Origin of the sequence: Nocardiopsis aegyptia, assembly GCF_013410755.1 — a bacterium.
Lineage (GTDB): Bacteria > Actinomycetota > Actinomycetes > Streptosporangiales > Streptosporangiaceae > Nocardiopsis > Nocardiopsis aegyptia.
In genome coordinates, this window is the sequence record NZ_JACCFS010000001.1 from 3133540 (window position 1) to 3157409 (window position 23870).

At 72.8% G+C, this 23870-nt stretch carries 17 protein-coding genes; 4 read left to right on the forward strand and 13 right to left on the reverse strand.

The window, feature by feature from the left end; all coding sequences use genetic code 11:
• The first annotated feature begins 143 nt into the window (after positions 1-143).
• The gene (locus HNR10_RS14105; RefSeq protein WP_179823852.1) at positions 144-1424 is read left to right on the forward strand and encodes a cytochrome P450; all 1281 of its coding nucleotides are present in this window, start codon (positions 144-146) and stop codon (positions 1422-1424) included.
• On the opposite strand, the gene HNR10_RS14110 is transcribed toward HNR10_RS14105, so the two are convergent.
• Both HNR10_RS14110 and HNR10_RS14115 read right to left on the reverse strand, forming a co-directional pair.
• Positions 1399-2376 carry a TIGR03557 family F420-dependent LLM class oxidoreductase gene (locus HNR10_RS14110; protein ID WP_179823853.1) on the reverse strand — a complete coding sequence of 326 codons (978 nt, stop codon included), beginning with the start codon at positions 2374-2376 and terminating at the stop codon, positions 1399-1401. The two genes, HNR10_RS14105 and HNR10_RS14110, sit on opposite strands and share 26 nt — an antisense overlap.
• Before the next feature lie 10 nt (positions 2377-2386).
• Complete coding sequence (locus HNR10_RS14115) at positions 2387-4483, reverse strand: catalase (protein WP_179823854.1); 2097 nt, start codon at positions 4481-4483, stop codon at positions 2387-2389.
• Positions 4484-4685: 202 nt separating this feature from the next.
• Here HNR10_RS14115 and HNR10_RS14120 point away from each other — a divergent pair, with 202 nt between their 5' ends.
• Positions 4686-5540 carry an SDR family oxidoreductase gene (locus HNR10_RS14120; RefSeq protein ID WP_179823855.1) on the forward strand — a complete coding sequence of 285 codons (855 nt, stop codon included), beginning with the start codon at positions 4686-4688 and terminating at the stop codon, positions 5538-5540.
• A gap of 145 nt (positions 5541-5685) precedes the next feature.
• On the opposite strand, the gene HNR10_RS14125 is transcribed toward HNR10_RS14120, so the two are convergent.
• Positions 5686-6099 carry a ChaB family protein gene (locus HNR10_RS14125; protein ID WP_179823856.1) on the reverse strand — a complete coding sequence of 138 codons (414 nt, stop codon included), beginning with the start codon at positions 6097-6099 and terminating at the stop codon, positions 5686-5688.
• 243 nt (positions 6100-6342) lie between these two features.
• Between HNR10_RS14125 and HNR10_RS14130 the strand changes: the two genes are divergently transcribed.
• Entirely contained in the window at positions 6343-7257 is a 915-nt protein-coding gene (locus HNR10_RS14130) for an alpha/beta hydrolase family protein (RefSeq protein WP_179823858.1), read from the forward strand.
• Positions 7258-7674: 417 nt separating this feature from the next.
• Here the strand turns inward: HNR10_RS14130 and HNR10_RS14135 are convergent, their stop codons facing one another.
• The 8 genes from HNR10_RS14135 to HNR10_RS14170 all read right to left on the reverse strand — a co-directional run bounded on the left by HNR10_RS14135 (position 7675) and on the right by HNR10_RS14170 (position 18435).
• Complete coding sequence (locus HNR10_RS14135; protein ID WP_179823860.1) at positions 7675-9000, reverse strand: ABC transporter substrate-binding protein; 1326 nt, start codon at positions 8998-9000, stop codon at positions 7675-7677.
• Positions 9001-9068: 68 nt separating this feature from the next.
• Positions 9069-10250 carry a branched-chain amino acid ABC transporter permease gene (locus HNR10_RS14140; RefSeq protein ID WP_179823862.1) on the reverse strand — a complete coding sequence of 394 codons (1182 nt, stop codon included), beginning with the start codon at positions 10248-10250 and terminating at the stop codon, positions 9069-9071.
• A 2-nt stretch (positions 10251-10252) separates the two neighbouring features.
• On the reverse strand, positions 10253-11104 hold the full coding sequence (locus tag HNR10_RS14145; protein WP_179823864.1) for a branched-chain amino acid ABC transporter permease: 852 nt from the start codon (positions 11102-11104) through the stop codon (positions 10253-10255).
• A gap of 11 nt (positions 11105-11115) precedes the next feature.
• Positions 11116-11916: an ABC transporter ATP-binding protein gene (locus HNR10_RS14150; protein ID WP_179823866.1), complete on the reverse strand. Its 801-nt coding sequence runs from the start codon at positions 11914-11916 to the stop codon at positions 11116-11118.
• Positions 11913-12764: an ABC transporter ATP-binding protein gene (locus tag HNR10_RS14155; protein WP_179823868.1), complete on the reverse strand. Its 852-nt coding sequence runs from the start codon at positions 12762-12764 to the stop codon at positions 11913-11915. Before HNR10_RS14155 ends, HNR10_RS14150 begins: the two co-directional genes overlap by 4 nt.
• A 129-nt stretch (positions 12765-12893) precedes the next feature.
• Positions 12894-15716, reverse strand: a complete 2823-nt coding sequence (locus HNR10_RS14160) for a helix-turn-helix transcriptional regulator (RefSeq protein ID WP_179823869.1) — start codon at positions 15714-15716, stop codon at positions 12894-12896.
• Between the two features lie 428 nt (positions 15717-16144).
• Positions 16145-17122, reverse strand: coding sequence for a carbohydrate kinase family protein (locus tag HNR10_RS14165; protein ID WP_179823870.1), 978 nt, complete (start codon positions 17120-17122; stop codon positions 16145-16147).
• Positions 17119-18435 (reverse strand): AGE family epimerase/isomerase, encoded by a 1317-nt coding sequence (locus tag HNR10_RS14170; RefSeq protein ID WP_246406218.1) that lies wholly within the window; start codon positions 18433-18435, stop codon positions 17119-17121. Before HNR10_RS14170 ends, HNR10_RS14165 begins: the two co-directional genes overlap by 4 nt.
• 193 nt (positions 18436-18628) lie before the next feature.
• Between HNR10_RS14170 and HNR10_RS14175 the strand changes: the two genes are divergently transcribed.
• The gene (locus HNR10_RS14175) at positions 18629-20626 is read left to right on the forward strand and encodes a cation:proton antiporter domain-containing protein (protein WP_218897761.1); all 1998 of its coding nucleotides are present in this window, start codon (positions 18629-18631) and stop codon (positions 20624-20626) included.
• 727 nt (positions 20627-21353) lie between these two features.
• Here HNR10_RS14175 and HNR10_RS14180 read toward each other — a convergent pair.
• On the reverse strand, positions 21354-22163 hold the full coding sequence (locus HNR10_RS14180; protein WP_179823872.1) for an alpha/beta fold hydrolase: 810 nt from the start codon (positions 22161-22163) through the stop codon (positions 21354-21356).
• 126 nt (positions 22164-22289) lie between these two features.
• Positions 22290-23609, reverse strand: a complete 1320-nt coding sequence (locus HNR10_RS14185) for an acyltransferase family protein (RefSeq protein WP_246406220.1) — start codon at positions 23607-23609, stop codon at positions 22290-22292.
• Between the last annotated feature and the right edge of the window lie 261 nt (positions 23610-23870).

A 23870-nucleotide genomic window follows, 5' to 3' on the forward strand; every position in this document is an offset into this window, starting at 1 on the left:
GATTTCCACGAAACACCGAACGATTCCTCGTTTCCCCGCCTAGAATTCCCTCACCGGCGCTCCCCGCGCCGTCGGCCCTCCCACGTGCGCTCACTCCCGGAAGGGAGGGAAGCGGGTCCGGTGCCGCCGGGTCCGCGCCCCCGATGTCCCCCACTCGGCCCGCCCGCCTGTACGCCCCGGTCCCCTCCTCCGGCCGGGCCGAGCTCTGGGAGAGGCTCCGCGAACTCCACGGAGCCGTCGCCCCCGTGGAACTGGACCCGGGCGTGCCCGCGTGGCTCCTGCTCGGCTACCACGAGAACCTCTCCGTCCTGCAGAACCCGCACCTGTTCTCCCGTGACACCCGCCAGTGGCGCGAGGTCACCGACGGGCGCGTGGACCTGGCCGCCTCCCGGCCCGCCCTGTCCTGGCGCCCCAACGCCCTGTACGCCGACGGGCCCGAGCACACCCGTCTGCGCGCCCCCGTCGCCGACGGCCTGGCCCGGCTGGACCTGTCGGCCACCGCCCGCACGGTGCGCCGGATGGCCGACGACCTCATCGACGCCTTCGCCGCCACCGGCCGCGCCGACCTCATCGGCGACTTCGCCGCGCCCCTGCCGGTCCTGGTGCTCAACCACCTCTACGGGCTCCCCGACTCCTACGGGCACATGCTCGGGGACCTCACTGCCGTGGTGTTCGGGGCCGACGCCCGGCGCGGCGAGGAGGCCGTCGCCCGCGTCCACCAGTACTTCGCGGGCCTGGTCTCGCGCAAACGCGGCCGACCGGGCGCCGACCTGGTCTCGTGGATGATGGAGCACCCCTCACGGCTCAGCGACCACGAACTCGCCCACGCGGCCGCGCTCATCGACAACGCCGGCCACCAGCCCACCACGCACCTCATCGGCAACACCCTGCGCACCCTGCTCACCGACCCCCGGATCCGCACGGCCCACGCCGACGCACGGCTGACCGTCCACGACCTGCTCGACCACGTGATGTGGACCGACACGCCCTTCCAGGTCCTGCCGGCCCGGATCGCCCTCCAGGACGTGCGGATCGGCACCTGTGACGTCCGCGGCGGCGACGCGCTCCTCATCGGCTTCGAGGCGGCCCACCGGGACCCGGCCGTCCGGTCGGCGGGCGGCGGGCGGGCCCACCTGATGTTCGGCGCGGGCCCGCACGCCTGCCCCGCCCGCAACCTGGCACGGACGATCGCCGCCACCGCGGTCACGGCCGCCCACGAGCGGCTGGGCGGACTCCGTCTGGACGTGGCCCCCCGGGAGCTGCGCCTGACGCCCTCCCCGTTCCTGCGCGGGCTGGCGGAGCTGCCCGTGGCGTTCACCCCGGACGCGCCCGTCCGTCCCGCGGCCGGCCCGCCCGAACCGAGGGCCGAGGAGCACGCCGACCTGTTGTCCCGGCTCCTCAGCTGGTGGCGTCGTGGCGCTTGAGCGCGCGCACCGGCTCCGCCAGCTCCTCCTCGAAGAACCGGAAGAACCCCTCCGGGTCGGGCCCCGAGTTGACCAGGCACAGGTGGTCGTACCCGGCCGCGGCGAACTGCCGGATGACCGCCAGGTGGCGCTCGGGGTCGGGACCGAAGCCGAGTCCGTCGCGCATGTGGTCGCGGGTGATCAGCGCCGTGGCCGCCTCGAAGTTCACCGGGTTGGGCAGTTCCGACATGACCTTCCAGCCGGTGAGGCCGAACCGGAAGGTCTCCCGCGCCGCGTCCAGAGCGCTCGCCTCGTCCGGCGCCCACGCCAGGGGAACCTCGCAGTAGAGCGGACCGTCGCCGCCGTTGTTCTCGTAGGCGCCGGTGAGCACCCGGCTCGGCTCGGTGCCGAACATGCCGTCGCCGAGCTCGGCGGCCATCGTCGCCGACCGCTCTCCGCCCGCCGCCACGATGATGGGCGGCGGCTCCTCCGGCAGGTCGAACACGCGGGCGTCCTCCAGGGCCAGGTGGCGCCCCTCGTAGGAGTGGTAGCCGCCCGACCACAGCAGGCGGATGATCTCGATCGCCTCGCGCAGCATCTCCTGCCGTGCGCTCGCGTTGGGCCACCCCTTGCCGACCACGTGCTCGTTGAGCCGCTCACCCGAGCCCAGGCCGAGGACGAAGCGCCCCTCCGACAGCAGTGCCGTGGTGGCGGCCGCCTGCGCCACGATCGCGGGGTGGACCCGGATCGTGGGGCAGGTGACGCCCGTGGCCATCTGGATCCGCTCGGTGCGCTCGGCGACGGCGGCCAGCATCGACCACACGAACCCCGAGTGGCCGTGGCTGTACAGCCACGGGTGGAAGTGGTCGCTGACCTCCACGAAGTCGAACCCGGCCGCCTCGGCCCGCACGGCCTGGTCCACGATCTCCCGGGGACCGAAACCCTCGGCGAACAGCTTGTATCCCACGCGCATCGCAGCCCCCTCAGGCCGGGATCGTCGACGTCGGCCGAGCCCAGAACCGGTGTGCGCCGACGAGCCGGGCGAACTCGGTGATGAGGTCGTCGCCGGCCCGACCCGACTTGACCACGCCCATGGTGCTGCGGGTCTCGTCCGTGACCGGTCCGGCGACGCCCTCCGGCAGCGGCGGCGCGGTGAGCAGCGATCCCCCGGCGCCGATCGCGGCCAGCGGCTTGTGGTGCTTGTAGGCCTCCAGCAGGAAGTGCCGGGCCGTGCCGTCGCCGGACAGTGTGACGGCGCACTCGGTCCCGCCGAGGACGGCGACCGCGTCGTAGAGCACCGACGAGACGGTCGTGTACGCGCGGTCGACGGTGACGGCTCCCCCGTCCTCGGTGCGCACCGCGCCGTCCCGGGCGGCCAGCAGCTCCACCACCGCGCCCTCCGCGACCAGCGAGTCCTTCAGGGCGGAGGCGGCCTGGCCGTCCACACCGTCGGCGACCAGGACGGCCACCTGCCGGCCCACGAGGGAGCCGAACGTGGTGTTGGCCTGGCTGAGCGCGGGTGAGGAGCGCCCGTGGTTGGGCGTACCGTCCTCCGCCGAGGGCGGCACCACGCCGATCCCCTCGGCGACGTTCACGGCCAGTCCGTGGTCCACGTGGTTGAGGTTGGCCACGACCCGCTGCCGGACCTCCAGCTCCTCGCACTTGCCCAGCTCGAACCGGAACGCGGCCCTCAGGTGCTCCTTCTCCCAGTCCGCGAGGCTGTTGTAGAACAGCGTGGCCTGCGAGTAGTGGTCGGCGAAGCTCTCGCTGCGCACCCGGATCTTCTGGCCCTCCACCTTCTCCGTGTAGTGGTGGTAGCCGCCCTCCTCGGCCAGGGCGGGGCATCCGCCGCCGACCCGGTTCGGGAAGTACGACGTCTTGCCCCGGTGCACCCGGTGCTGGGCGAACCCGTCCCGCTGGTTGTCGCTCACCGGGGCCACCGGGCGGTTCACCGGGATCTGCTGGAAGTTGGACCCGCCCAGGCGCAGCAGCTGGGTGTCCAGGTAGGAGAAGTTGCGCGCCTGCAGGAGCGGGTCGTTGGTGAAGTCGATGCCCGGCACGACGTTCGCCGTGTGGAAGGCCACCTGCTCGGTCTCGGCGAAGAAGTTGTCCGGGTTGCGGTCCAGGACCAGCTTGCCGACCGGCTGCACCGGCACCTGCTCCTCCGGGATGATCTTCGTGGCGTCCAACAGGTCGAAGTCGAAGGCGTGCTCGTCCTCCTCCTCGACGAGCTGCACGCCCAGCTCCCACTCGGGGAACTGGCCGCGCTCGATGGACTCCCACAGGTCGCGCCGGTTGTAGTCCGGGTCCTTGCCCTGGACCCGCTGCGTCTCGTCCCAGACCAGGGAGTGCGTGCCCAGCAGGGGACGCCAGTGGAACTTCACGAACGTGCCCCGGCCCTCGGCGTCGACGAAGCGGAAGGTGTGCACGCCGAAGCCCTGCATCATCCGGTAGCTGCGGGGCAGCGCCCGGTCCGACATCAGCCACATCATCATGTGGGTCGTCTCGGGCTGCAGCCCCACGAAGTCCCACAGGGTGTCGTGGGCGGACTGCGCCTGGGGGATCTCGTTGTGCGGCTCGGGCTTGACGGCGTGCACGAAGTCCGGGAACTTCACGCCGTCCTGGATGAAGAAGACCGGCATGTTGTTGCCGACGAGGTCGTAGTTGCCCTCCTCGGTGTAGAACTTCACCGCGAACCCGCGCACGTCGCGCACCGTGTCGGCCGAGCCGCGCGACCCTGCGACGGTCGAGAAGCGCACGAACACCGGGGTGGTCACGCCCGGGCCCCGCAGGAAGTGCGCCGTGGTCCGGTCCGCCAGGCCGCGGTACGTGGTGAAGTGCCCGTAGGCCCCGGCCCCGCGCGCGTGCACGACCCGTTCCGGGATGCGCTCGTGGTCGAAGTGGGTGATCTTCTCCCGCGCGTGGAAGTCCTCCAGCAGCGTGGGGCCGCGGGCCCCCGCCCGCAGTGAGTTGTCGGTGTTCCCCACCCGGACGCCCGTCTCGGTGGTCAGGGGCTCCGTGGAGTCGGTCCTGTGCTGGTCGAGCTGGCGGTCCTTCGCGTCCCGTCCATCCGTGCTCATCACTACCTCCGCGGCAGTTCGCGTTCGGTCCCTCCCACCCCTCTGACCGACCGCTCCGGCTCACAAACGCGCATTGCCCCGAATTGACCCTCCTCACGGGTGCGCCAAGTCGGGCACACGATCGGGCAAGGCCCTGGGTCGCGGCCGGTGCCCACGGGTAGGGGCGTGCAGCAGGAAGCGGAGAGGAGAGGAGTGAGGCGAGATGTCCGAGACACCGCCACCGGCGCAGAGCCAGCCGTACCCGGGCCGGACCGAACCGATGCGCCCCCGTCCCCAGGACGAGATGCGGGACTACGAGGGCCGCGGCCTGCTGGCCGGACGGCGCGCGCTGATCACGGGCGGCGACTCCGGGATCGGCCGCGCGGTCGCCGTGGCCTTCGCCAAGGAGGGCGCCGACGTCGTCTTCGGCTACCTGAGCGAGGACGACGACGCCCGGCACACGGTCGACCTGGTGCGCGAGCAGGGGCGCACGGCCGTCGCGGTACGGGGCGACCTGGCTGACGAATCGTTCTGCGCCGAACTGGTCCGGCGCGCGGTCGCCGAACTCGGGGGCATCGACGTGCTGGTCGAGCACGCCGCCACCCAGCGGCCCGTGGAGAAGTTCACCGACCTGACCACGGAACAGCTGCGGCGGACCTTCGACGTGAACGTCATGGGGGTGTTCTGGACGGTCCGTGAGGCACTGCCGCACATGCCGGAGGGCAGCGCCATCATCATCACCGGCTCGATCAACGGGCTGCGCGGCAACGCGCGGCTGATCGACTACGCGTCGAGCAAGGCCGCCGTGATGAACCTGTCCGCGTCCCTGTCGCAGACGCTCCGGGACCAGGGGATCCGGGTCAACTGCGTGGCGCCGGGACCGGTGTGGACACCGCTCATCCCGGCCACGCTCGGGGAGAAGGGCGCCGAGGGGTTCGGGGAGCAGGCCCCGGTGGGCCGGGCCGCGGAACCCGACGAGATCGCGCCCTCGTTCGTGTTCTTCGCCAGCGACCGGCTGTCGTCGTACTACACGGGAGAGACCCTGGCGCCGACGGGCGGCGAGATCCAGGGCAGCTGACGGATCGGCCGGGCGGCCCGTCCGGGCCGTCCCGGCCCACGCGAGGGGCGGGGACCGGTGCCGGCGTCCCCGCCCCTCTCTCCCTGTCCCGCGCGCGGTGTCCCCCGTCGTTCGACCACCGCGCGGCGGGGGTCTCCAGCGCGCCCTAGGAGCCGCGCGCACGCGCCGTGCGGCGGTCGTTCTCCTTGCGCAGCGCGTCCACGAGTTCGTCCTTGTCCATCTTCGAGCGGCCGGAGATGTCGAGGTCGCGTGCCTGCTCGTAGAGTTCCTTCTTGCTCGCGTTGGCGTCCACGCCGCCGGCGGTCGGCTTGTCCTTGCCCCGCCCGCGGGCCGCGTCGGGATTCTCCGCCTGTTCGTCCGACGGGCCCGACCGCTGCTTGGGCACCCACCGGTCGCCCTTCTTCTGGAACGAGTGCTTGAGCGCGGAGAACGCGACGCGGTGCGCCCGCTCCCCCTCTCCGTACTCGTCCACCGCCGAGTCGTGGGCCTTGATCCAGGTGCGCTGGGCCTTCTTGGGCGATCGCTTCAACGTGTCCGGTAGTTCGCTGGCTCCCGGCATGGCCGTCACCCCCTCTACGGACGGCACTGCCCGAGCCCCCTCCGCACCAAACCCTACCGGCGGGTTAACAACCACTGGTGATCTCACGGATGCGAATTCACACATTCGTCACCATAGTTGAGGCGTCCAACGAAATGAGGCGCATTTACACATCGGCACCCCTATCCGATGCGCGTTCTCGTTCCCCCCAAGGGACACACCGCGTTCGACGCGGATTCCCGCTGCACGAGATAAGGACAACCCGTGCGAACACAGAATGCCCCCGAGAACACCACCCCCCGATCCTGGGCCGGTCGTCTCGCCACCCGAACCGCACTCGTCCTGGGCGTCGCCGTGGCGACCGCCGCCACGGTGGTCGCCCCCGCCCAGGCGGCCGGCTACGAGCGCGGCCCGGACCCCACGGAGTCCAGCATCGAGGCGCTCCGCGGTTCCTTCGACACCGACACCGAGGACGTGTCGTCCTTCGTGTCCGGCTTCGGCGGCGGCACCATCTACTACCCGACCGACACCAGCCAGGGCACCTTCGGCGGTGTCGTCGTGGCTCCGGGCTACACCGCGAGCAGCTCGACGATGTCGTGGCTGGGACACCGGCTGGCCTCGCAGGGCTTCGTGATCTTCACGATCGACACCAACACGCGCTACGACCAGCCCAACAGCCGCGGCCGCCAGATCGAGGCCGCGCTGGACTACCTGGTCGAGGACAGCGACGTCACGGACACGGTGGACCCGGACCGCCTCGCGGTGATGGGCCACTCGATGGGCGGCGGCGGCACGCTCGCGGCGGCCGACGACCGGCCCGAGCTCAAGGCGGCGATCCCGCTGACCCCCTGGCACACCCAGAAGAACTGGTCGAGCGTGGACGTGCCCACCATGATCATCGGTGCGGAGAACGACAGCATCGCCTCGACCCGCTCCCACTCCATCCCGTTCTACGAGAGCCTCAACGGCTCGGTGGACAAGGCGTACGTGGAGCTGGCGGGCGCGAGCCACTTCGCCCCGAACACCAACAACACCCCGATCGCCCGGAACAGCATCGCCTGGTTGAAGCTGTTCGTCGACGAGGACGAGCGGTACGAGCAGTTCCTCTGCCCGGCGCCCAGCACGGGCTGGTTCTCGGACTACTCCGACTACCGGGACACCTGCCCCTACGGTTCCTGATCCCCCTCGCACGAACGGCGGGCCGCGTCCAGCGGTCCGCCGTTCGGCGTGTGCGCACACCTTTTCCGGAACGGTGGCGCGCACGCCTCGCCGCGCATTTCGAGAATGGAACTCCACGGGGAGCCCCGGGCGACGTTCAAACCTTGAGCGACCACCGGTCGAGGGGCGCCGGGGTGTACGGGCACAGGCGCGCGGCGGAGGCCTTCCCCGCCCCGACGGCGCCCCGCGGGGGCGGTGTGCCGTCGACGGCGGGGCGGGCCCCGCCCCGGACGCGGGTATCCCTCCGGCTCCTCTGAGGGCTCCAGGATGCCCCGCAGAGGACCGGACACGTCGGCCCCCGCGGGAGACACCGCGAAGGCCCGGACACGACGACGGCCCGCGGGGGAACCCCCGCGGGCCGCGCTACGGCTTCGCCGATCAGTCGTGGAAGTCCAGCTCCTCCGGCGGCACGCGCTCGAAGTCCGTCTCCTCGATGGGACCGCCGTCGCGGTCGGTCACCCGGGCCTCCTGGACCATCTCGATCTCGTTGCCGGCCCCGTACTGGACGACGTACACGCCCTGGTGCCCGCCGTGGTCACCGTCGGACGAGACGAACGGCACCAGGCCCGGGCCCTGCCACTCCTGGCTCTCCAGCGCGTCGACGAGCGACTGGCGGGTGAGGTCCTCACCGGCCGCCTTCAGGGCCTGCGAGAACATCACGGCCTGCGTCATGCCGAAGAGGTGGGTGTTGGTCAGCGGGGCGTCCTCCCCGTACTCCTCCCACACGGCGGAGAAGAACTGCGACCACTCGTCCTCGGTGTCCTCCACCCGCGGCAGGTAGCTCGTGATGATCATGCCTTCCAGGAAGGCGTCGGCGGGCACCTCCTCGGCGTCCGTGCCCTCGGTGAAGTTCGCGAGCAGGCCCTGGAGCGTGGCGGTGTCACCACCGATGCTGGAGACCACCCACTGCGGCTCGTAGCCGATGCTCGCCGCCTCCAGCAGGGCGAGGGAGACGAAGGCCGGGATGCAGGAGCACACGACGACCTCGGCGCCCGAGCGCTCCAGCTCGGCGATCTGCGCACTGACGTCGGTGTTGTCGGACTCGTAGTGCTCCCGCGCCACGACGTCGTTGTTGAGGTACTGGTCGAGGCCGGCCTGCGCGTCCTCGCCGACGTCGTCGTTCTGGAACAGGTAGCCCACGGGCTGGTCGGGGAAGTTCTCCGCGACGTACTCGCCTTGGATCTTGGCTTCCTTGGTGTAGTCCGTCTGCCACCCGTAGGTCAGCGGGTGCTCCTCCGGGTTGTTCCACGCCAGGGCGCCCGAGGACGGGAAGACGTCCGGGACGCCCTCGTCGTTGAGGTAGTCCAGGACACCGCTGTGCGTGGGCGTGCCCAGCCCGCCTACCATCGCGAAGATCTCCTGCTCGATGACGAGCTCACGGGTGACGTCGATGGTCTGCGAGGGGTCGTACATGTCGTCCTCGACCCGGTAGTCGATCTCGCGACCGTTCACACCGCCCTGCGCGTTCACGTACTCGAACACGGCACCGGCCGCCTGGGAGATCGACAGGTATCCGGGCGCCGCGGGCCCGGTGAGGGGCTGGTGCGTACCGATGATGACGGAGTCGTCGGTCACGCCCGGGGACACGTTCAGGTCGACGTCCCCGGTCTCGGTGACCTCACCGGCGCCTGTGCAGGCCGACACCATCGTGGCCAGTGCGAGAGCCGCCGCGCCGGCGGCCAGTGTTCCTCTGCGGTATCGCATCGTGTTCTCCTTCGTCAGGGGGTGGAGATGACGTCTCACGGGCCCCGAGGTGGGTCCCGCCGCGGGTTTCATGAGGTGCCCCTGGAGCCGCCGGTGTGCGGAGCGGCACCGTTCGGCGGGGCACTGGTCGGGGCGGCGCCGTCGGCGGGGCCGCCGTTCGGAGTGGCGGGCCGGGCGGCCGTTCTGCGCTTGTACGCCATCCGTTGGAAGAAGCCCTGGATCCCGTAGGGCCAGAAGCGCAGGACCAGGATGAGGATGACGCCGAACACGACCACCGGGAGGTTGTTCTCGACGTCCGGGCTGAAGTCCATGGCGCCGGCGAGGTCGGAGACCCAGACCTCCAGGTAGACCAGCGCCACGGCGGCCCAGAAGGCGCCCCACATGCTGCCGATGCCGCCCAGGACGAGGACCGCGAGCAGGCTCAGCGACAGCGCCAGCGTGAAGGTGCTGGGCGTGACCGTGCCGAGCACGTAGGCCTGGAGTCCCCCGGCCAGGCCGCCGGCGGCCGAGGCGATGACGAACGCGACCACCTTGGTGGCGCCCACGGGCACGCCGGACATGGCGGCCGCGGTCTCGTCGTCGCGCACGGCGCGCATGCGGCGTCCGAGGCGGCCCGTGGTCACCGTCGCCAGCACCGCGAGCCCGATGACGACCGTCGTCCACACCACGATCGCCTTCCACTCGCTTCCGGAGAAGATCCCCTGGAGGGCGGGCGGAGCGCCGGCGGTGCGGATGTTGAGCCCGTTGCTGCCGCCGAGGAACTCGTGGTAGCGGTGCGTGAGCCCCGGCAGGCCGACGGCCAGGATGAGCGTGGCACCGGCCAGGTAGGGGCCGTGCAGCCGCGCGGTGGCGGCGCCGACCGCGATCCCGGCCACGACGGAGACCACGACGATGATCAGCAGGTTGGCGGCCAGCGGCAGCATCGGCTGGTGCAGGACCATCAGCGCCATGGTGTAGGCGCCGATCATCATGAACGCGCCGTGGCCCAGCGACACCTGGCCGCTGCCGCCGACCAGCAGCTGCAGGCCGGCCAGGGCCAGCATCGTGTAGCCGACGGCGGCCATCCGCAGGGCGGTCAGGTCCCCCGTCACGAACTGCAGGCCCGTGACGGCGGCCAGGCCGAGCGCGGCGAGCAGCAGGTGGCGCAGCGGCGCGGGCAGGGCCCGCCACCGGTCGGACGCCCCTCGGGGCGGGGCCGGCGGGGCGGGGGTGGTGGCGCGCTCCGCGCGCTGTCTGGTGGGCGAGGACATGGCTACACCTTTCGCGCGGTCGGGCGGGACAGGATGCCGTCGGGCCGCACGCTCAGTACGAGGACCACGATGGCGAGGGCGGCGAGAGTCGCCAGTTCGGGCCCCGCGTAGCCGGACACGTAGGTCAGGCCCAGGCCGATGAGCATGCCGCCGATGACGGCGCCGAACGGGTTGTCCAGACCGCCCACCACGGCCGCGGTGATGCCGAAGACGAAGACGACGTCGAACACGTTCGGGGAGAGGAACGGCGGTCCGGCGAGCATGCCCGCCAGCGCGCCGATGGCCGAGGCGATGCCCCAGCCGGCGGTGAGCATCAGGCCCACCTTGACGCCGCTGAGCCGGGCCGCCTCCGGGCGGAAGGCGGCGGCGCGCATGCGCAGCCCGAGCGGTGTGTACCGGTACAGGGCGAACAGCAGCAGGGCGACCGCGGCGACCGAGCCCAGCGCGAACGCGTCGGCGGGCGAGAAGCGCCCGACGTAGCTGAACGCGTACTGGAGTCCGTGCTGCTCGTTGCCCCAGACCATCCCGACGCCGCCCTGGATGATGAGCAGGAGCCCGAGGGTGACGATGATGCCGTTGAGTTCGGAGACGCGGGCGATCGGCCGGATGATGACCCGTTCGACCACCGCTCCGGCGACCAGGCCGACCGTCAGGGCACTGGCGAAGCCGATCCAGTAGGAGCCGGTCACCTGGACCACGGTGTAGGCGGTGTACACCGACAGCAGGGCGAGCGCGGGCTGGGCGAAGTTCACCAGCCGCGTGGCCTGGTAGATGATGACCAGGGACAGCGCCAGCGCCGCGTACGTGGCCCCGGACGCCAGCCCGCTCAGGGTCAGGTTGATGAAGTGGTTCATGGGGGGACTCCTCAGAAGCCGAGGTAGGCGTGGCGCATGCGGTCGTCGGAGAGCAGGTCCGCCGAGGAGCCCTCGGCGGCCACGCGTCCCTGGTTCAGGACGAACCCGTGGTCGGTGACCGACAGGGCGCCGGCCGCGTTCTGTTCCACGAGGACGACCGTCAGGCCGGTGCGCTCCCGCAGGTCGCGCAGCAGGGCGAAGATCTGCTGCGTGATGAGGGGGGCCAGGCCCAGGGAGGGCTCGTCCAGGAGCAGGACCTTGGGGCGGGCCATGAGGGCGCGTCCGATGGCCAGCATCTGGCGCTCGCCGCCGGAGAGCGTGCTGGCGGACTTGTTCCGCCGCTCGGCCAGCGGCGGGAACAGCTCCATGACCTCGTTCAGCGTGGAGCGGTCGCGCCGGTCCCTGCGCCACAGGCCGCCCAGGCGCAGGTTCTCCTCGACGGTGAGCTCGACGATCACGCCGCCGCCCTCGGGGACGTGGGCGAGGCCGCGGGTGATGACCTTCTCCGCGGGAAGCCGCGTGATGTCCTCGCCCGCGAGGACCACCCGGCCGGAGGAGGCCCGGTGCAGCCCGGTGAGGGAGCGCAGGAGCGTGGTCTTGCCCGCGCCGTTGGCACCGAGGACTCCGCACATGCCCCGCTCCGGTACGGCGAGGGACACGTCGGTCAGGGCTCGCACGGCGCCGAAGTGGGCGCTCAGGCCCTCGACCCGCAGGATCGGCTCGGCCCCGCCGCTCCCGTTTCCGGCGGCCGCCGCCGGTGCCGTACCGGTGCGCGCGCCCGGGGCGGCGCCGTTCGCGTACTGCGCGCTCATCGTGTGCCTCCGTCGGAGTGCGAGGGGTCGGACACGGCGGATCCGCCGCCGCGGGGCACCGTGGCGGTGTCCTCCGCGGGGGTGCCGAGGTAGGCCTCGGTGACGGCGGGGTCGGCCTGGACCTCCTCCGGGGTGCCGGTGGAGATGACCCGGCCGAAGTTCAGCACCACGATGTGGTCGCACACCCGCATGACCAGGTCCATGTGGTGCTCGACCAGGACCACGGCCATGTGCTCGCTGAACCCGCGGATCTGGCGGGCGAGGTCGTCGATCTGCTGGCCGGACAGTCCGCTCGCGGGTTCGTCGAGGAGCAGGAGTTCGGGGTCGGCGACGCAGGCGCGGGCCAGCGCCACCTGCTTCTGGATGCCGTAGGGCAGGGTGCCGGGCAGCCGCGCGGCGAACTCGGCGATCCCGAACCGCCGCAGGGTCGCCTCGGCGCGGGCGCGCAGCTCGCGCTCGTCGCGGTGGTGCCGTCCCAGGCCGGTGACGAGCGAGACGGGTCCGCCCCGCGCGGTCCGGTCGGCGCCGGCCACCACGTTCTCCAGGACGGTCATCATCGGGAAGAGGTTCAGGCCCTGGAACGTGCGCGAGATCCCGGCCCGGGCCAGGTGGTGCGGGCTGCGGCCGGGCGGCGGTCCGCCCTTCCACGAGATGGTGCCGGACGTGGGTCGCAGCACCCCGGAGAGCACGTTGAACAACGTGGTCTTGCCCGCTCCGTTGGGGCCGATGAGACCGACGACGCTACCGGGGGCGACCCGCAGCCCGACGTCGTCGAGGGCGGTCAGGCCCCCGAAGCGCACGGTCACCCCGTCCGCGCTCAGTAGTTGGTCACGTGCGGTCGTTGTCATGGAGTCCTCTCTCCCGGTTGACCTGCGATTCCGTACCGACCGGTTGGTACGGGATCGTGATCGAGCCGCACCGCCCCGCCGTCCACCGGACCGACCGTCACCCGCCCGGTCGGCGCCGGTCCGACGCGGTCAGTTGAACAGGCGTGCCAGGTCCACCCGGGACCTGATGTTGAGCTTTCGGAAGATGCCGCGCAGGTGGTGTTCGACCGTGCGCGGGCTGATGAACATGTGCGCGGCCACCTCGCGGTTGGTGGCCCCCTCCGCGACGAGCCGCGCGATCTGCTGTTGCTGCGCGGTCAGCTCGCTGGTGGCGGAGGGATCGGGCCCCCTCTCCGAGGTCCCGATGGCTCGCAGCTCGGCGCGGGTCTGTCGCACCCACAGCCGGGCTCCGAAGCGCTCGAACGACTCCAGCGCGTTGTAGAGGTGTTCACGGGCCCGGCCGGGGAGGCGGGCCCTGCGCAGGAACGCGCCGAAGAGCAGTTGGGTGCGCGCGTGTTCGACGTCGTCGTCACCGCAGGCCCGGTGCAGGGCCAGAGCGTTCTCGAAGTGGTCCGCGGCCTCGTCGCCGCAGGCCAGCAGTCCGGAGCAGCGGGCGGCCAGGGCCAGTACGCCCGGGCTGTCCACCGCCTCCGCCCAGCGGCGGTAGCCCGCCAGGGAGGTGTGCGCCCAGTCGGTCTCCCCCATGCGGGTCGCGGCCTCCACGAAGTGGGGCGCGGTCAGCAGCCGCATGGTCGGGTGGCCGTGGCCGGGGCCGGCGTGCGCGAGCGCGCGCAGCCGGAAGAACGCGTCGGCGGCGTTGCCGCGCGACAGCTCCAGGACCGCCTGGGCCCAGGCGGCCAGCGCCGAGGCCAGGCCGAGACTGTTCTCGCCCGCCTGGGCGGCCACGGCCTTGGCCCGGATCCGGCAGGTCTCCACGTCGCCCTGGATCGCGGCGATCATGGCCAGCGAGGCCAGGTGCTGGGTCGCCCACACCGACTGGCCGCACTCGCGGGCGACCCGCAGACCGGTCAGCGCGGTGCCCGCCGCCGACGGGAAGCGCCCGCTCCAGAACTCCGAGAAGACGAGGAAGCCCAGGGCGGCCGGGACGTTGGCGGTCTCGACCCGCACGCGCGCGACCTCCACGGCCCGCGAGGTCACCGACCGCACGTAGGGCGCGTCGCCCAGCCGGAGGCCGGTCACGCCGGCCCAGATCAGCTCCGAGGGCTTGTCGATCTCGGCGGCCAGCGCGTTGACGCTGCGCAGCAGGGGCGTGGAGCGGACGTAGTCGCCGCGGAAGGAGACCGCGCACCCCTCCAGGTAGGCGCCGATGAGCCGTGTGGACGGTGAGCTGTCCGGCCGCACCAGCGGCAGGGCCAGGTCGGTGATGCGGCCGAAGCGCACCGGGTCGCCCGCCAGGGACGCGGAGTCGGCGGCGCGGACGAAGGCGCGCAGGGCCAGCGTGTGGTCGTGCGGCATGAGGTCGCGGCCCGCCGCCAGCAGCCGGTCGGCGGCGTCGATGGCGTTGCCGCCGCGCATGTACAGCTGGGCGTCGATGAGGTCGACGGTGGCGCGGCGGCGGTCGGAGACCGCGAGGGGGCGCGCGCGGCCGAGCAGTCGCGCGGCGCGGTCCGAGCGCCCGGCCACGTAGGACTCGTAGGCCGCCGAGGTGAGGCGGCAGGCGCGCTCGTCGGACTCGGGCGTCAGGCCGGCGGCGCGCTCGTAGGTGAGCGAGGCCGCCAGGGAGCCCTCCAGCCGCTTGGCGTGGAGCGCGGCCTCGGCGACGGCGGCGGCGAGGCCGGTGTCCGGGCTCCCGGTGCCGGAGGAGGTGTGCAGCGCGAAGTCGACGGGGGCGTGCTCGGCGTCCACGACCGCCGCCAGCTCCCGGTGGGCGGCGCGGAGCCGGCCGGCCGCGCTGCCCTGCGCGATCGCCTCGCGCAGGAGGGGGTCGGTGAAGACGATGGCGTCGCCGTCCACGCGCACGAGGCCGCGCTCCTCGGCGGGCTCCAGGTCGGCGATGGTCGGCGCCGGGTCCTGGTCGCCCGCACCGGCGGCCAGGATCACGTGGGCGCGCGGTTCCCGGGAGAGCGCGGCGAGCAGGAGCAGGTGCCGGGTGGGCTCGGCGAGCTCCGTGTAGGGGGTGAGGAGGTCGGCGCGCAGGCGGCCGTCGAGGCGCAGGGTCTCCGGCAGGGGGTCGTTCCCGAGCAGCTGGCCGTCGGTGAGGCAGCGCAGGAAGCCGAGGACGGCCGCGGGGTTGCCGTGCGCGGCGGCCACGAGCGCGGTGCGCACGGCCGACCCGACCGCGACCGGGGCGTGGTCGGTGATGACGTCGTGGATCGCGCGCTCGGGCAGCGGTTCGACGATGTGCTCGGTGACGCCGGGGATGAGCGCGTCCGGGGTGGGCTCGTCGACGGAGGAGGGCAGCCGCGCGCCGGTGGGCTTGTCGTGTCCGCCGTGGGCGGCGAAGACCGCGGCCACGGGGGTACCGGTCAGCCGCCGGGCGACGAAGGCGAGCGAGTCCAGCGACGGGCCGTCCAACCGGTCGGTGTCGTCGACGCAGAGCAGCAGCGGCTCTTCCTGGGCGGCGAGGGTGAGGAGTTCCAGGACTCCGGTGTAGAAGGCGAACCGGTCCGCGTCGGCGACCGCGCCGCCGCCCAGTGTGCGGCGCAGCAGGTCCCGCCGGTCCTCGGCCATGCGGTCGGCGACCGGCTCGACCGGGCGCAGCAGGCGCTGCAGACCAGCGAAGGCGAGGTCGGACTCGTCGGGGACGCCACCGGCGTACAGGACGGTGAAATCACCGGCCATGGCGCGGGTGTGCTCCAACAGGGAGGTCTTGCCGCGGCCGGGACCGCCGGAGAGCAGCAGGCACGCCCCGCGCCGGGCCCTCGCTTCGCCGAGTGCGTCGGCGAGGAGCCTCAGTTCGTTTTCGCGGCCCCGGAGTCGATGACTCGGGGGTCCCGTGTAACTGCCAGCCACGTGCTCACAGTTTCACAGGAAGGCCCCATCGCGGCAGGTGCGGGCGGGCACACTGGTCGTTTCACCGATACCCGCACGGAGTCGCACGAGGTGGCGGGGAGCGGCTCGGGAGGGAGCGGGGCGCGGGTGCGCGCGGTGTGGGAATCAGTGTGACAGACGAGTGCCCACCTGCGGTTCCGTTCGGGGCCGAGCGTGACGCGACTCACGTGAACGGGCGCCTCGGGGCGGCGGCGCTCGCCGGCGGGGGACACAGTGCGGTTACCAAGCCGTAATGCGCGAACGCCGCTCCCCCGCGATCCAGACACACAGGACAAAAGCCCCAATCTGTCCAATAGGACCTGTTTCCACCCTCGCCCCGCGTCGCCCGTACCCCTCCACCGCACCCCCCGGTGCGATCCCCGGCCCCGCGTCACGGGCGTGGGCCGGCCTCAGGCGCCGCCGGCCTGGCGCACCTCCACCTGCGCGATGGTCGGCGGGTCCGCGCCCTCCCGCGTCACGGTGTACGCGGCGGCCCGCGCGGCGAAGCGGAGCAGGTCCTCCACGTCGTCCGCGGTCAGGGTCGCGAGCCGGGCCCGGGGGCCGTCGCCCAGCAGGTCGGCGCGGTCCAGCCAGTAGAGCAGGGCGCCCATGAAGGAGTCGCCCGCGCCGACCGTGTCCACCACCTCGACCTCGGGCGCGGGGACCGCGACCTCCCGCCCGTGGCAGACCGCGAACGCCCCGTTCCCGCCCAGCGTGGCCACGACCAGGGCGGGACCCAGCGCCGCGAGCGACCGGACCGCCTCCCGCGGGGCCAGGTCCGGGTACAGGAAGGCGAGGTCCTCGTCACTGGCCTTGACCACGTGCGCCTGCGCGGCGTGGCGCAGGGCCAGGGCACGCGCGGACGCCGGGTCGCCGATCACCTCGTGGCGGATGTTGGGGTCCAGGGTGATCGTGACGCCGCCGCGCCCGTGCTCGCGGCGCAGCATCGACTCGATGAGCGTGGCCCCGGGGTCCCGGAACAGGGCGATGGAGGCGGCGTGCAGGGCGCGCACACCGGGTTCCAGCTCGTCGGGGAGCTCACCGGCGCGCCACCGCCAGTCGGCCGCGTCGTCCATCCGGAAGTCGTAGCGGGCCGAGCCGTCCGGGCCGAGCGAGGCGAGCGCGAGCGCGGACGGCTCCTCCGCCGCGAGCAGGCCGTCCGGGTCCAGTCCCTCCGCCAGGAGCCGCCGGCGGATGCGGTCGCCGAACCCGTCGGAGCCGATCCGCGCCAGCAGGCGGGTGGGAACGCCCAGGCGGGAGGCCGCGACCGCCGTGTTGGCGGGGCCGCCGCCGGGCGCCGCGCGCAGGAGGCCGCCGTCCTCCCCCGCCGGCAGCAGGTCCATGACGTTCTCGCCGATGACGAGGAGACGGGGGTGTCCGTGGCTCACGAGTTCACCTCGGGGTGGTCGGAGGGGGCGGAGGAGACGGGGCCGGGGACGGCCGTGATGCCGCCGGCGATCGAGGCCGCCAGCTCCCCCTGGGGCAGGAGGGTCGCCTGGTAGGCGTGGTAGACGTCGGGCTTGCCCGGCCACACGGTGGCCGCGGGGGCGTTGGCGGCGTCGAGCTCGTGCCGCCAGCTGCCGAGCTCCCGGTCGAGGTGGAAGCGGTCGGCGTAGGCCCACCACCGCTCGTAGTCGCGGACGCGGTCCTCCCGACCGGTGCGCCGGGCCAGGGCCCAGGCGGCCATCGTGGCCTCGGCGACCACCCAGTGCATGCGTTCGCGGACGACCGGGCGGTCCTCCCAGTCCAGCGTGTAGACGAAGCCGTCGGCGCCGTCCACCGCCCAGCCGCGCCGGACGGAGTGCTCGAACAACTGCTCGGCGTCGGAGAGCAGCCAGTCCGGGACGGGGTCGCCCGCCCGGATGAGGGCTGCCTCCAGGTGCAGCAGGAGCCGCGCCCATTCGAGCAGGTGGCCGGTGGTGCTGCCGAACGGCCGGAAAGGGTGGTCCGGCCGGTCGCGGTTGTAGTCGGGCAGAGGCGTCCAGTCGGCGGTGAAGTGCTCGGGCAGGCGCCAGTCGTGCTCGGCGGCCACTCCGTGGACGAGGCGTTTCGCGATGGAGAGGGCGCGGCGGGTCCACCGGTGGTCGCCGGTGGCGTCGGCGGCGGCGAGGAAGGCCTCGACGCTGTGCATGTTGCTGTTCGCGCCCCGGTAGTCCTCCGTCTCCGTCCACGCCGCGTCCCAGCTCTCGCGGACCGCCCCGGCCGACTCCTCCCAGAACCGGGTGTCCACGACCTCCAGGGCCTCCGCCAGGAGCGCGGCGGCACCGGAGCGGCCGGCGGCCGTGGCGGTGGCCGCGGCCAGGACCACGAAGGCGTGCTCGTAGGCCGACTTGCGAGGGGGACCGGGCGCCTCGGAACCCCGCGACGCTTCCTGGGAGCGCTCCCAGGATGCAACGGCGGGCACGTGGTCGAACCAGCCGCCGTACTCGGCGTCGCGCAGCGGACCCGACAGCGCCGCCAGACCGTGGTCGGCCAGCCGGCCCGCGTCCTCGTGCCCGCGCAGGTACGCCAGGGAGAACACGTGCGTCATCCGCGCGGTGATCCAGGTGGCGGTCGGCCGGTCCCGGCCCACCCCGCCCCGCGAGTCCAGCCATCCGAAGCCGTCGGGGACCGCGGCGCCCTCGGCGAAGGCGTACAGCCTGCGCTCCTCGTCGCGCAGCCACGCGGGGCCGCCCGGAGCGAAAGGTCGGTTCTCAGTCAATCCACTGCCTCCTGTCGGTTCACCGCACCACGCTATCCCCAGGGCTCGCGTTCGCGGAAGTCCGGCCCGCCCCAGGCCAGAGGGTCCCGCCGCCGACGGGTCTCCCGTGCGACGGTTCACACCGCCGCCCCGGATAAGGTCCACAGGTGCCCGGAGAACGGGCGCTCCAGACCTCAACGGGAGGCGCACAGTGATGCTCGCGGCGGGCGAGACGCCCGAATTCCTCGGCCCGATCGTGGCACTGCTGGTGTCGGCGGGCCTGATCGGCGCGCTCTTCGTCCGGATCAAGGTCGTCCCGATCGTGGGCTTCCTCCTGGCGGGCGTCCTCCTCGGACCCCACCAGCTCGGACTGATCGCCGACGAGGAGGCCGTGCACAGCGCGGCCGACATCGGCGTGATGCTGCTCCTCTTCACCATCGGCGCGGAGTTCTCCGTCGAACGGCTGTCCAGGATCAAGCGCTTCGTCCTGGGCGGCGGCACGGTCCAGGTGGTGCTGACCACCGCCGTCGTGACCGGGCTCTTCGCCCTCCTGGGCCAGGACTGGCGGGTCGGTGTCTTCACCGGCTTCCTCATCGCCCTGTCCTCCACCGCGATCGTGCTCAAGGTGATCGCGGCCAAGGGGGCCACGCAGCAGCCGATCGGCCAGGCCGCGGTGGGCACGCTCATCTTCCAGGACCTCGCCATCATCGTCATGGTCCTGCTGATCCCGGTGCTGGGCGGGGAGAGCGACGGCGGCGCCCTGGGCATCGCGCGGGCGCTCGGCACCGCCGCCCTGGTGCTGACCGCCGTCCTGGTCGTGGCGCGCAAGGTCATGCCCCCGCTGCTGGAGCGGGTCGCCCGGCTCTGCTCCCCCGAGGTGTTCCTGCTGACCATCGTGGCCATCGCGCTCGGTGTGGCCTACGTGACCTCGCTCGCCGGGATCAGCGAGGCCCTGGGCGCCTTCCTCGCGGGCATGGTGCTGAGCGAATCCCGGCACAGCGCCCACGCGCTCAGCGAGATCATGCCGCTGCAGATGATCTTCAGCGCGGTGTTCTTCGTGTCCATCGGCATGCTGCTCGACGTCGGCGCCCTGGCCGAACTGTGGTGGATGGTCCTCATCGCGGCCGCCGCGGTCGTGGTGATCAAGGTGGCGACGGCCTACACCGCGGTCGCCGTCCTGCGGGTCGGGGCGCCCACCGCGATGGGCGCCGCCTTCCTCCTCGCGCAGATCGGCGAGTTCTCGTTCGTCCTGCAACAGGTGGGGTCCGACTACGGGCTGACCCCCGCCGGGCTGGGCGCCGAGGGCGACCAGCTGCTGGTCGCGGTGACCGTGCTCCTGATGGCGGCGACGCCCGCGCTCGGCGCGCTCGGCGGCACGCTCGCCCGGCGCCTGCCGGAACGGGCGGCGCCCGCACCGGCCGACGGCGACGGGAGCGAGCCCTCGGGCGACACCCGCGACCGCGTCCTGCTGTCGGGTTGGGGGCCCGTGTCCAAGAACCTGGGCCACTATCTGAAGGTCAACGACGTCCCGGTCACCGTGACCACGCTCAGCCCCGACCTCGCCGCCGAGGCCGAGGCGTTCGGGCACACGGTCGTCCGCGGCGAGGCGATCAAGGCCGGCGTACTGCACGAGATCGACATGGAGCGCGTCAAGCTCATCGTCATCGCGGAGAACTCCGCGGAGGAGGCCACCCACGTCGCGCACGTCCTGCACGGCGTCGCCCCGGGGGTGCCGATCGTGGTCCGCCCGACCGACGCTCCGGACGTCGCCGGCCTGTACGAGGCCCGGGTGGAGCGGGTGGTGGACACCCACCGCGCGGTGACGGAGCCGCTGGGCCGGACCGTCCTGGACCTGCTCAAGATCGACCATGTGGACATGGGGCGCCCCAACCCGACCGCCGTCGACCTCTTCCGACCCGACCCGGACACCGCCTGCGCGCACGCCGAGACCATCCAGCCGGTGCTCCCCAAGAGCGCCGGGTGCACCGAGTGCCTGCGCCAGGGCCGCCGCGACTGGATCCACCTGCGGCTGTGCACGAGCTGCGGGTTCGTCGGCTGCTGCGACGACTCCCCCGGGCGGCACGCCGGACTGCACGCCGACCGCTTCGCCCACCCGATCGTCCGCTCGGTGGAACCCGGCGAGACGTGGGCCTGGTGCTACCTGGACTCGGCCATGCTCGACTCCGCCGACACCCCCGCCGAACACCCCTGACCCCCACGGGCTACGGGGGTCGGCACGGCGTGCGGGGCGCTTGGAGGTAGACGGTTCAACCTGCCCGGGCCCAAGGGAGTCGGCGCGGACTCGCCTCCGCGAACCCCAACGGGTAGGCCGTTGCGCTACTGGGGTCTACAGGGGGCGCCGCGAAGGCCCTACCTCAACCCCAGGGGGTTGAAGGTAGGCCGTTCGCTCATGGGGGCCACTGGGGGGTTCGCGAGGGGCGCGCCAGTGTTCTGCAGGAGGAGACGGGGCCGCAGCGAGCCTGCGAGCAAGGCAAGTCGACGACGAAGAACACTGGCTCCCCGGCGCCCAGCGTCCGAGCCTGCGAGGACGCCGGAGAGTACGGCGAGGGCGCCGACGCGTCCTGGAGGGCCTGGAGGTGCACTCCCGAGGAACGAGGGAGCGCACCGGAAGGACCGAAGGACGCGTCTCAAAGGCGCCCGAGCACGGGGCCAAAGCCAGAAGGACTGCGCCGCAGGCGTCCGTTGAGGGTGGTGGCGGGCGACGGCGTGGGCACGAGCGGCGGCCCCAAAAAACACAGGAGGGCGCCGACGCGTCCTGGAGGGCCTGGAGGTGCACTCCCGAGGAACGAGGGAGCGCACCGGAAGGACCGAAGGACGCGTCTCAAAGGCGCCCGAGCACGGGCCGAAGCAAGAAGGACTGCGCCGCAGGCGTCCGTTGAGGGTGGTGGCGGGCGACGGCGTGGGCACGAGCGGCGGCCCTAGGAAAACACGACCCGATCGGCCGCGCGGCAGGTCCAGCGGATCTGCTCGGTGACCGAGACCGGGTCGTCCACCATCGGGATGTGGCCGCACCCGATCAGCGACACCATGCGCGCGTGCGGCACCCGCAGGTGCGCGGCGATCGCGCTGGTCGGCAGCAGCGTCCGGTCGCGGTCGCCCCAGGCGATCGTGACCGGGCAGGCGATCGGCCGCGCCTCGAAGGAGTACGCGGCCACCCTGGGCACCATCCGGATGAAGGGCGATCCGGGTTCCAGGCCGCGCACGGCGAAGCGCGTCTCCCTGGCCTGGGGTGAGGCGGGGTTCCCGCGCAGGACGGCCCGGGCCAGGGCCCGGGCCGCGGCGGTGTCGGCCAGCCGCTCCTTGACCCGCAGTGGCACGTGGCCGACCAGGCGGGCGGCGCCGCCGGCCGCGCGCATCCCGAGGCGGGCCAGCGCGTCGGAGAATCCGATCGGGGAGAACACCGTCACCGATCCGGCGACGCCGCGCACCCCGAGTTCGAGCGCGATCGCCCCGCCAAGGGAGTTGCCCACCACGTGCGGCCGCTCGAACCCGTGCAGGGCGCAGAACTCCTGGACGGCCGTGGTCAGGGAGTGGACGTCGTAGGGCTCGTCCGGCTCGGGGGCCGGGCTGGACCCGAATCCGGGCAGGTCCACGCACACGACCTCGTACTCCCGGAGGAGGTCGGCCGACACCGAGCGCCAGCACTGACGCCGGTCGCCGAGGCCGTGGAGCATGATCATGGGGCGTCCCGCGCCCCGGCGCTCACATCTGATGAGTGTCGGATCCATGAACATCGGTCTACCTCCCGGCGACGCCCGGTTCCAAGCCGGAACACCCCCGGTTCGGCAAGGACTTCACCGGACCGGACGTGACCTGGGGGAACACAGCGAGGCCAGGATCGGCCGCACAGCGCTTCAGCGCGGCGCGCGGGTCAGGACCAGGCCGGTCACGACCGTGAGGAGGCCGAGCAGCGGCACCAGGCCCACACCCAGGCCGGACACCGTCAGCACCAGCAGGCCGCCGCCCACCAGCGCGGCGGCGGTGAGCGCGCGGACCGTTCCGGGGGCTCCGGACAGCAGGGCCGGGGGCTCCTCCAGGCGGGCCGCGTAGCGGGCGAGCGGCACGGCGAGCGCCAGCAGGGTCACCGTGCCCAGCGCGCCCCACAGCACCCACGGCGCGGTCATCGGCTCCGGGGTGTTCAGCCCCAGGCCGAACACCAGCACACCGGCGACCACGCTCAGCGGGACCATGTGCCAGAGGTAGACGGTCATCAGCTGCGGGCACACCCAGTCCAGCAGCCGCGCGGGGCCGGGACGGGCGGCCCAGGCGTTGATCCGGTCCCGCAGCAGGACGGCGACGCCGACCTGCGCGGTTCCCACCGCGGCGAGCACCAGGGTCGGCGGGGAGACGTTGGAGGACTCCAGGGCGAACACCCCGGTCATGTTCGGCGAGTACGGGCCCACGATCGCCAGGGCGAGCGCCGCCACCGCACCGCCGACCGCCATGAGCACGGCGGGGCGGCGGTGGATCGCGCCGTTGCCGTAGAGGAAGCCGAACTGGTGGACGCCCAGCCACACGAACGCGATGTTGGCGAAGCCGAACGCGTCCACGCCGGTGGAGAAGCGGAGCAGGTCGACGGCGGCCGCCCCCGCGAAGAGGACCACCGGGACCAGCCAGCCGAACCGCTCCTGGGCGGCGGACAGCACGGGCGTGCACACGACCACCAGCACGTACACCGCGAGGAACCACAGCACCATGCCGGCCGCCCCCGAGCCGGCGGCCATCGCCGTGTCCGGGACGCCGCCGAGCACCAGCGCGTGGCTGGCGACGATCCACAGGACCGCGAGCGGAACGACCGGCCAGGCCAGCCGCCGCAGGCGGCGGGCGATCCACGTGGAGGCCGCGGTCCCGCGTCCGGCGGCAGCGCGCCAGCTGATGAGGTTGGCGGCCCCGCCGACGAAGAAGATCAGCGGCATGACCTGGACCGCCCACGTCAGCAGGAACCCGCCGTCGTGGGAGAGGACGCTGCCGACCGTGAGGCCGTCCGCGTCACCGACGAGTGTCGGCAGCCACCAGTGCTGCGCCACGACCAGACCCATGACGAGGAGTCGGATGACGTCCAGGAAGCGGTCCCGCCCGGCCTGCGGACGCCCCTGCGCGGGGATCCGGACGAGCTGGGCGGTGGGAGGTGGCTGCGGCGCACCCTCGGGTGCCGACTCGACGGTCACGGTCATCGCTCGCTCCTTGTTCTTCCCGGCCGCACGCGCCCACGTGGGCTCGCGCGGCCCGCATGGGCCGTGTCGACCGGGATCAGGGGGTCGGGACGCGCGGACGATCCGGGTCACGCGTCGTACTACGACCCTAGGTGCGAGCGCGGGGCTCGCGCGATGGATTCAGCGCCACTTCCGTCGCGGTGGGCCACCCACCCCACAGAGGTGGTGTCTGCACCACCTCCGCCTCCGGGCGTCCCCCGACGCGGGACGCCGTCGCGCCAG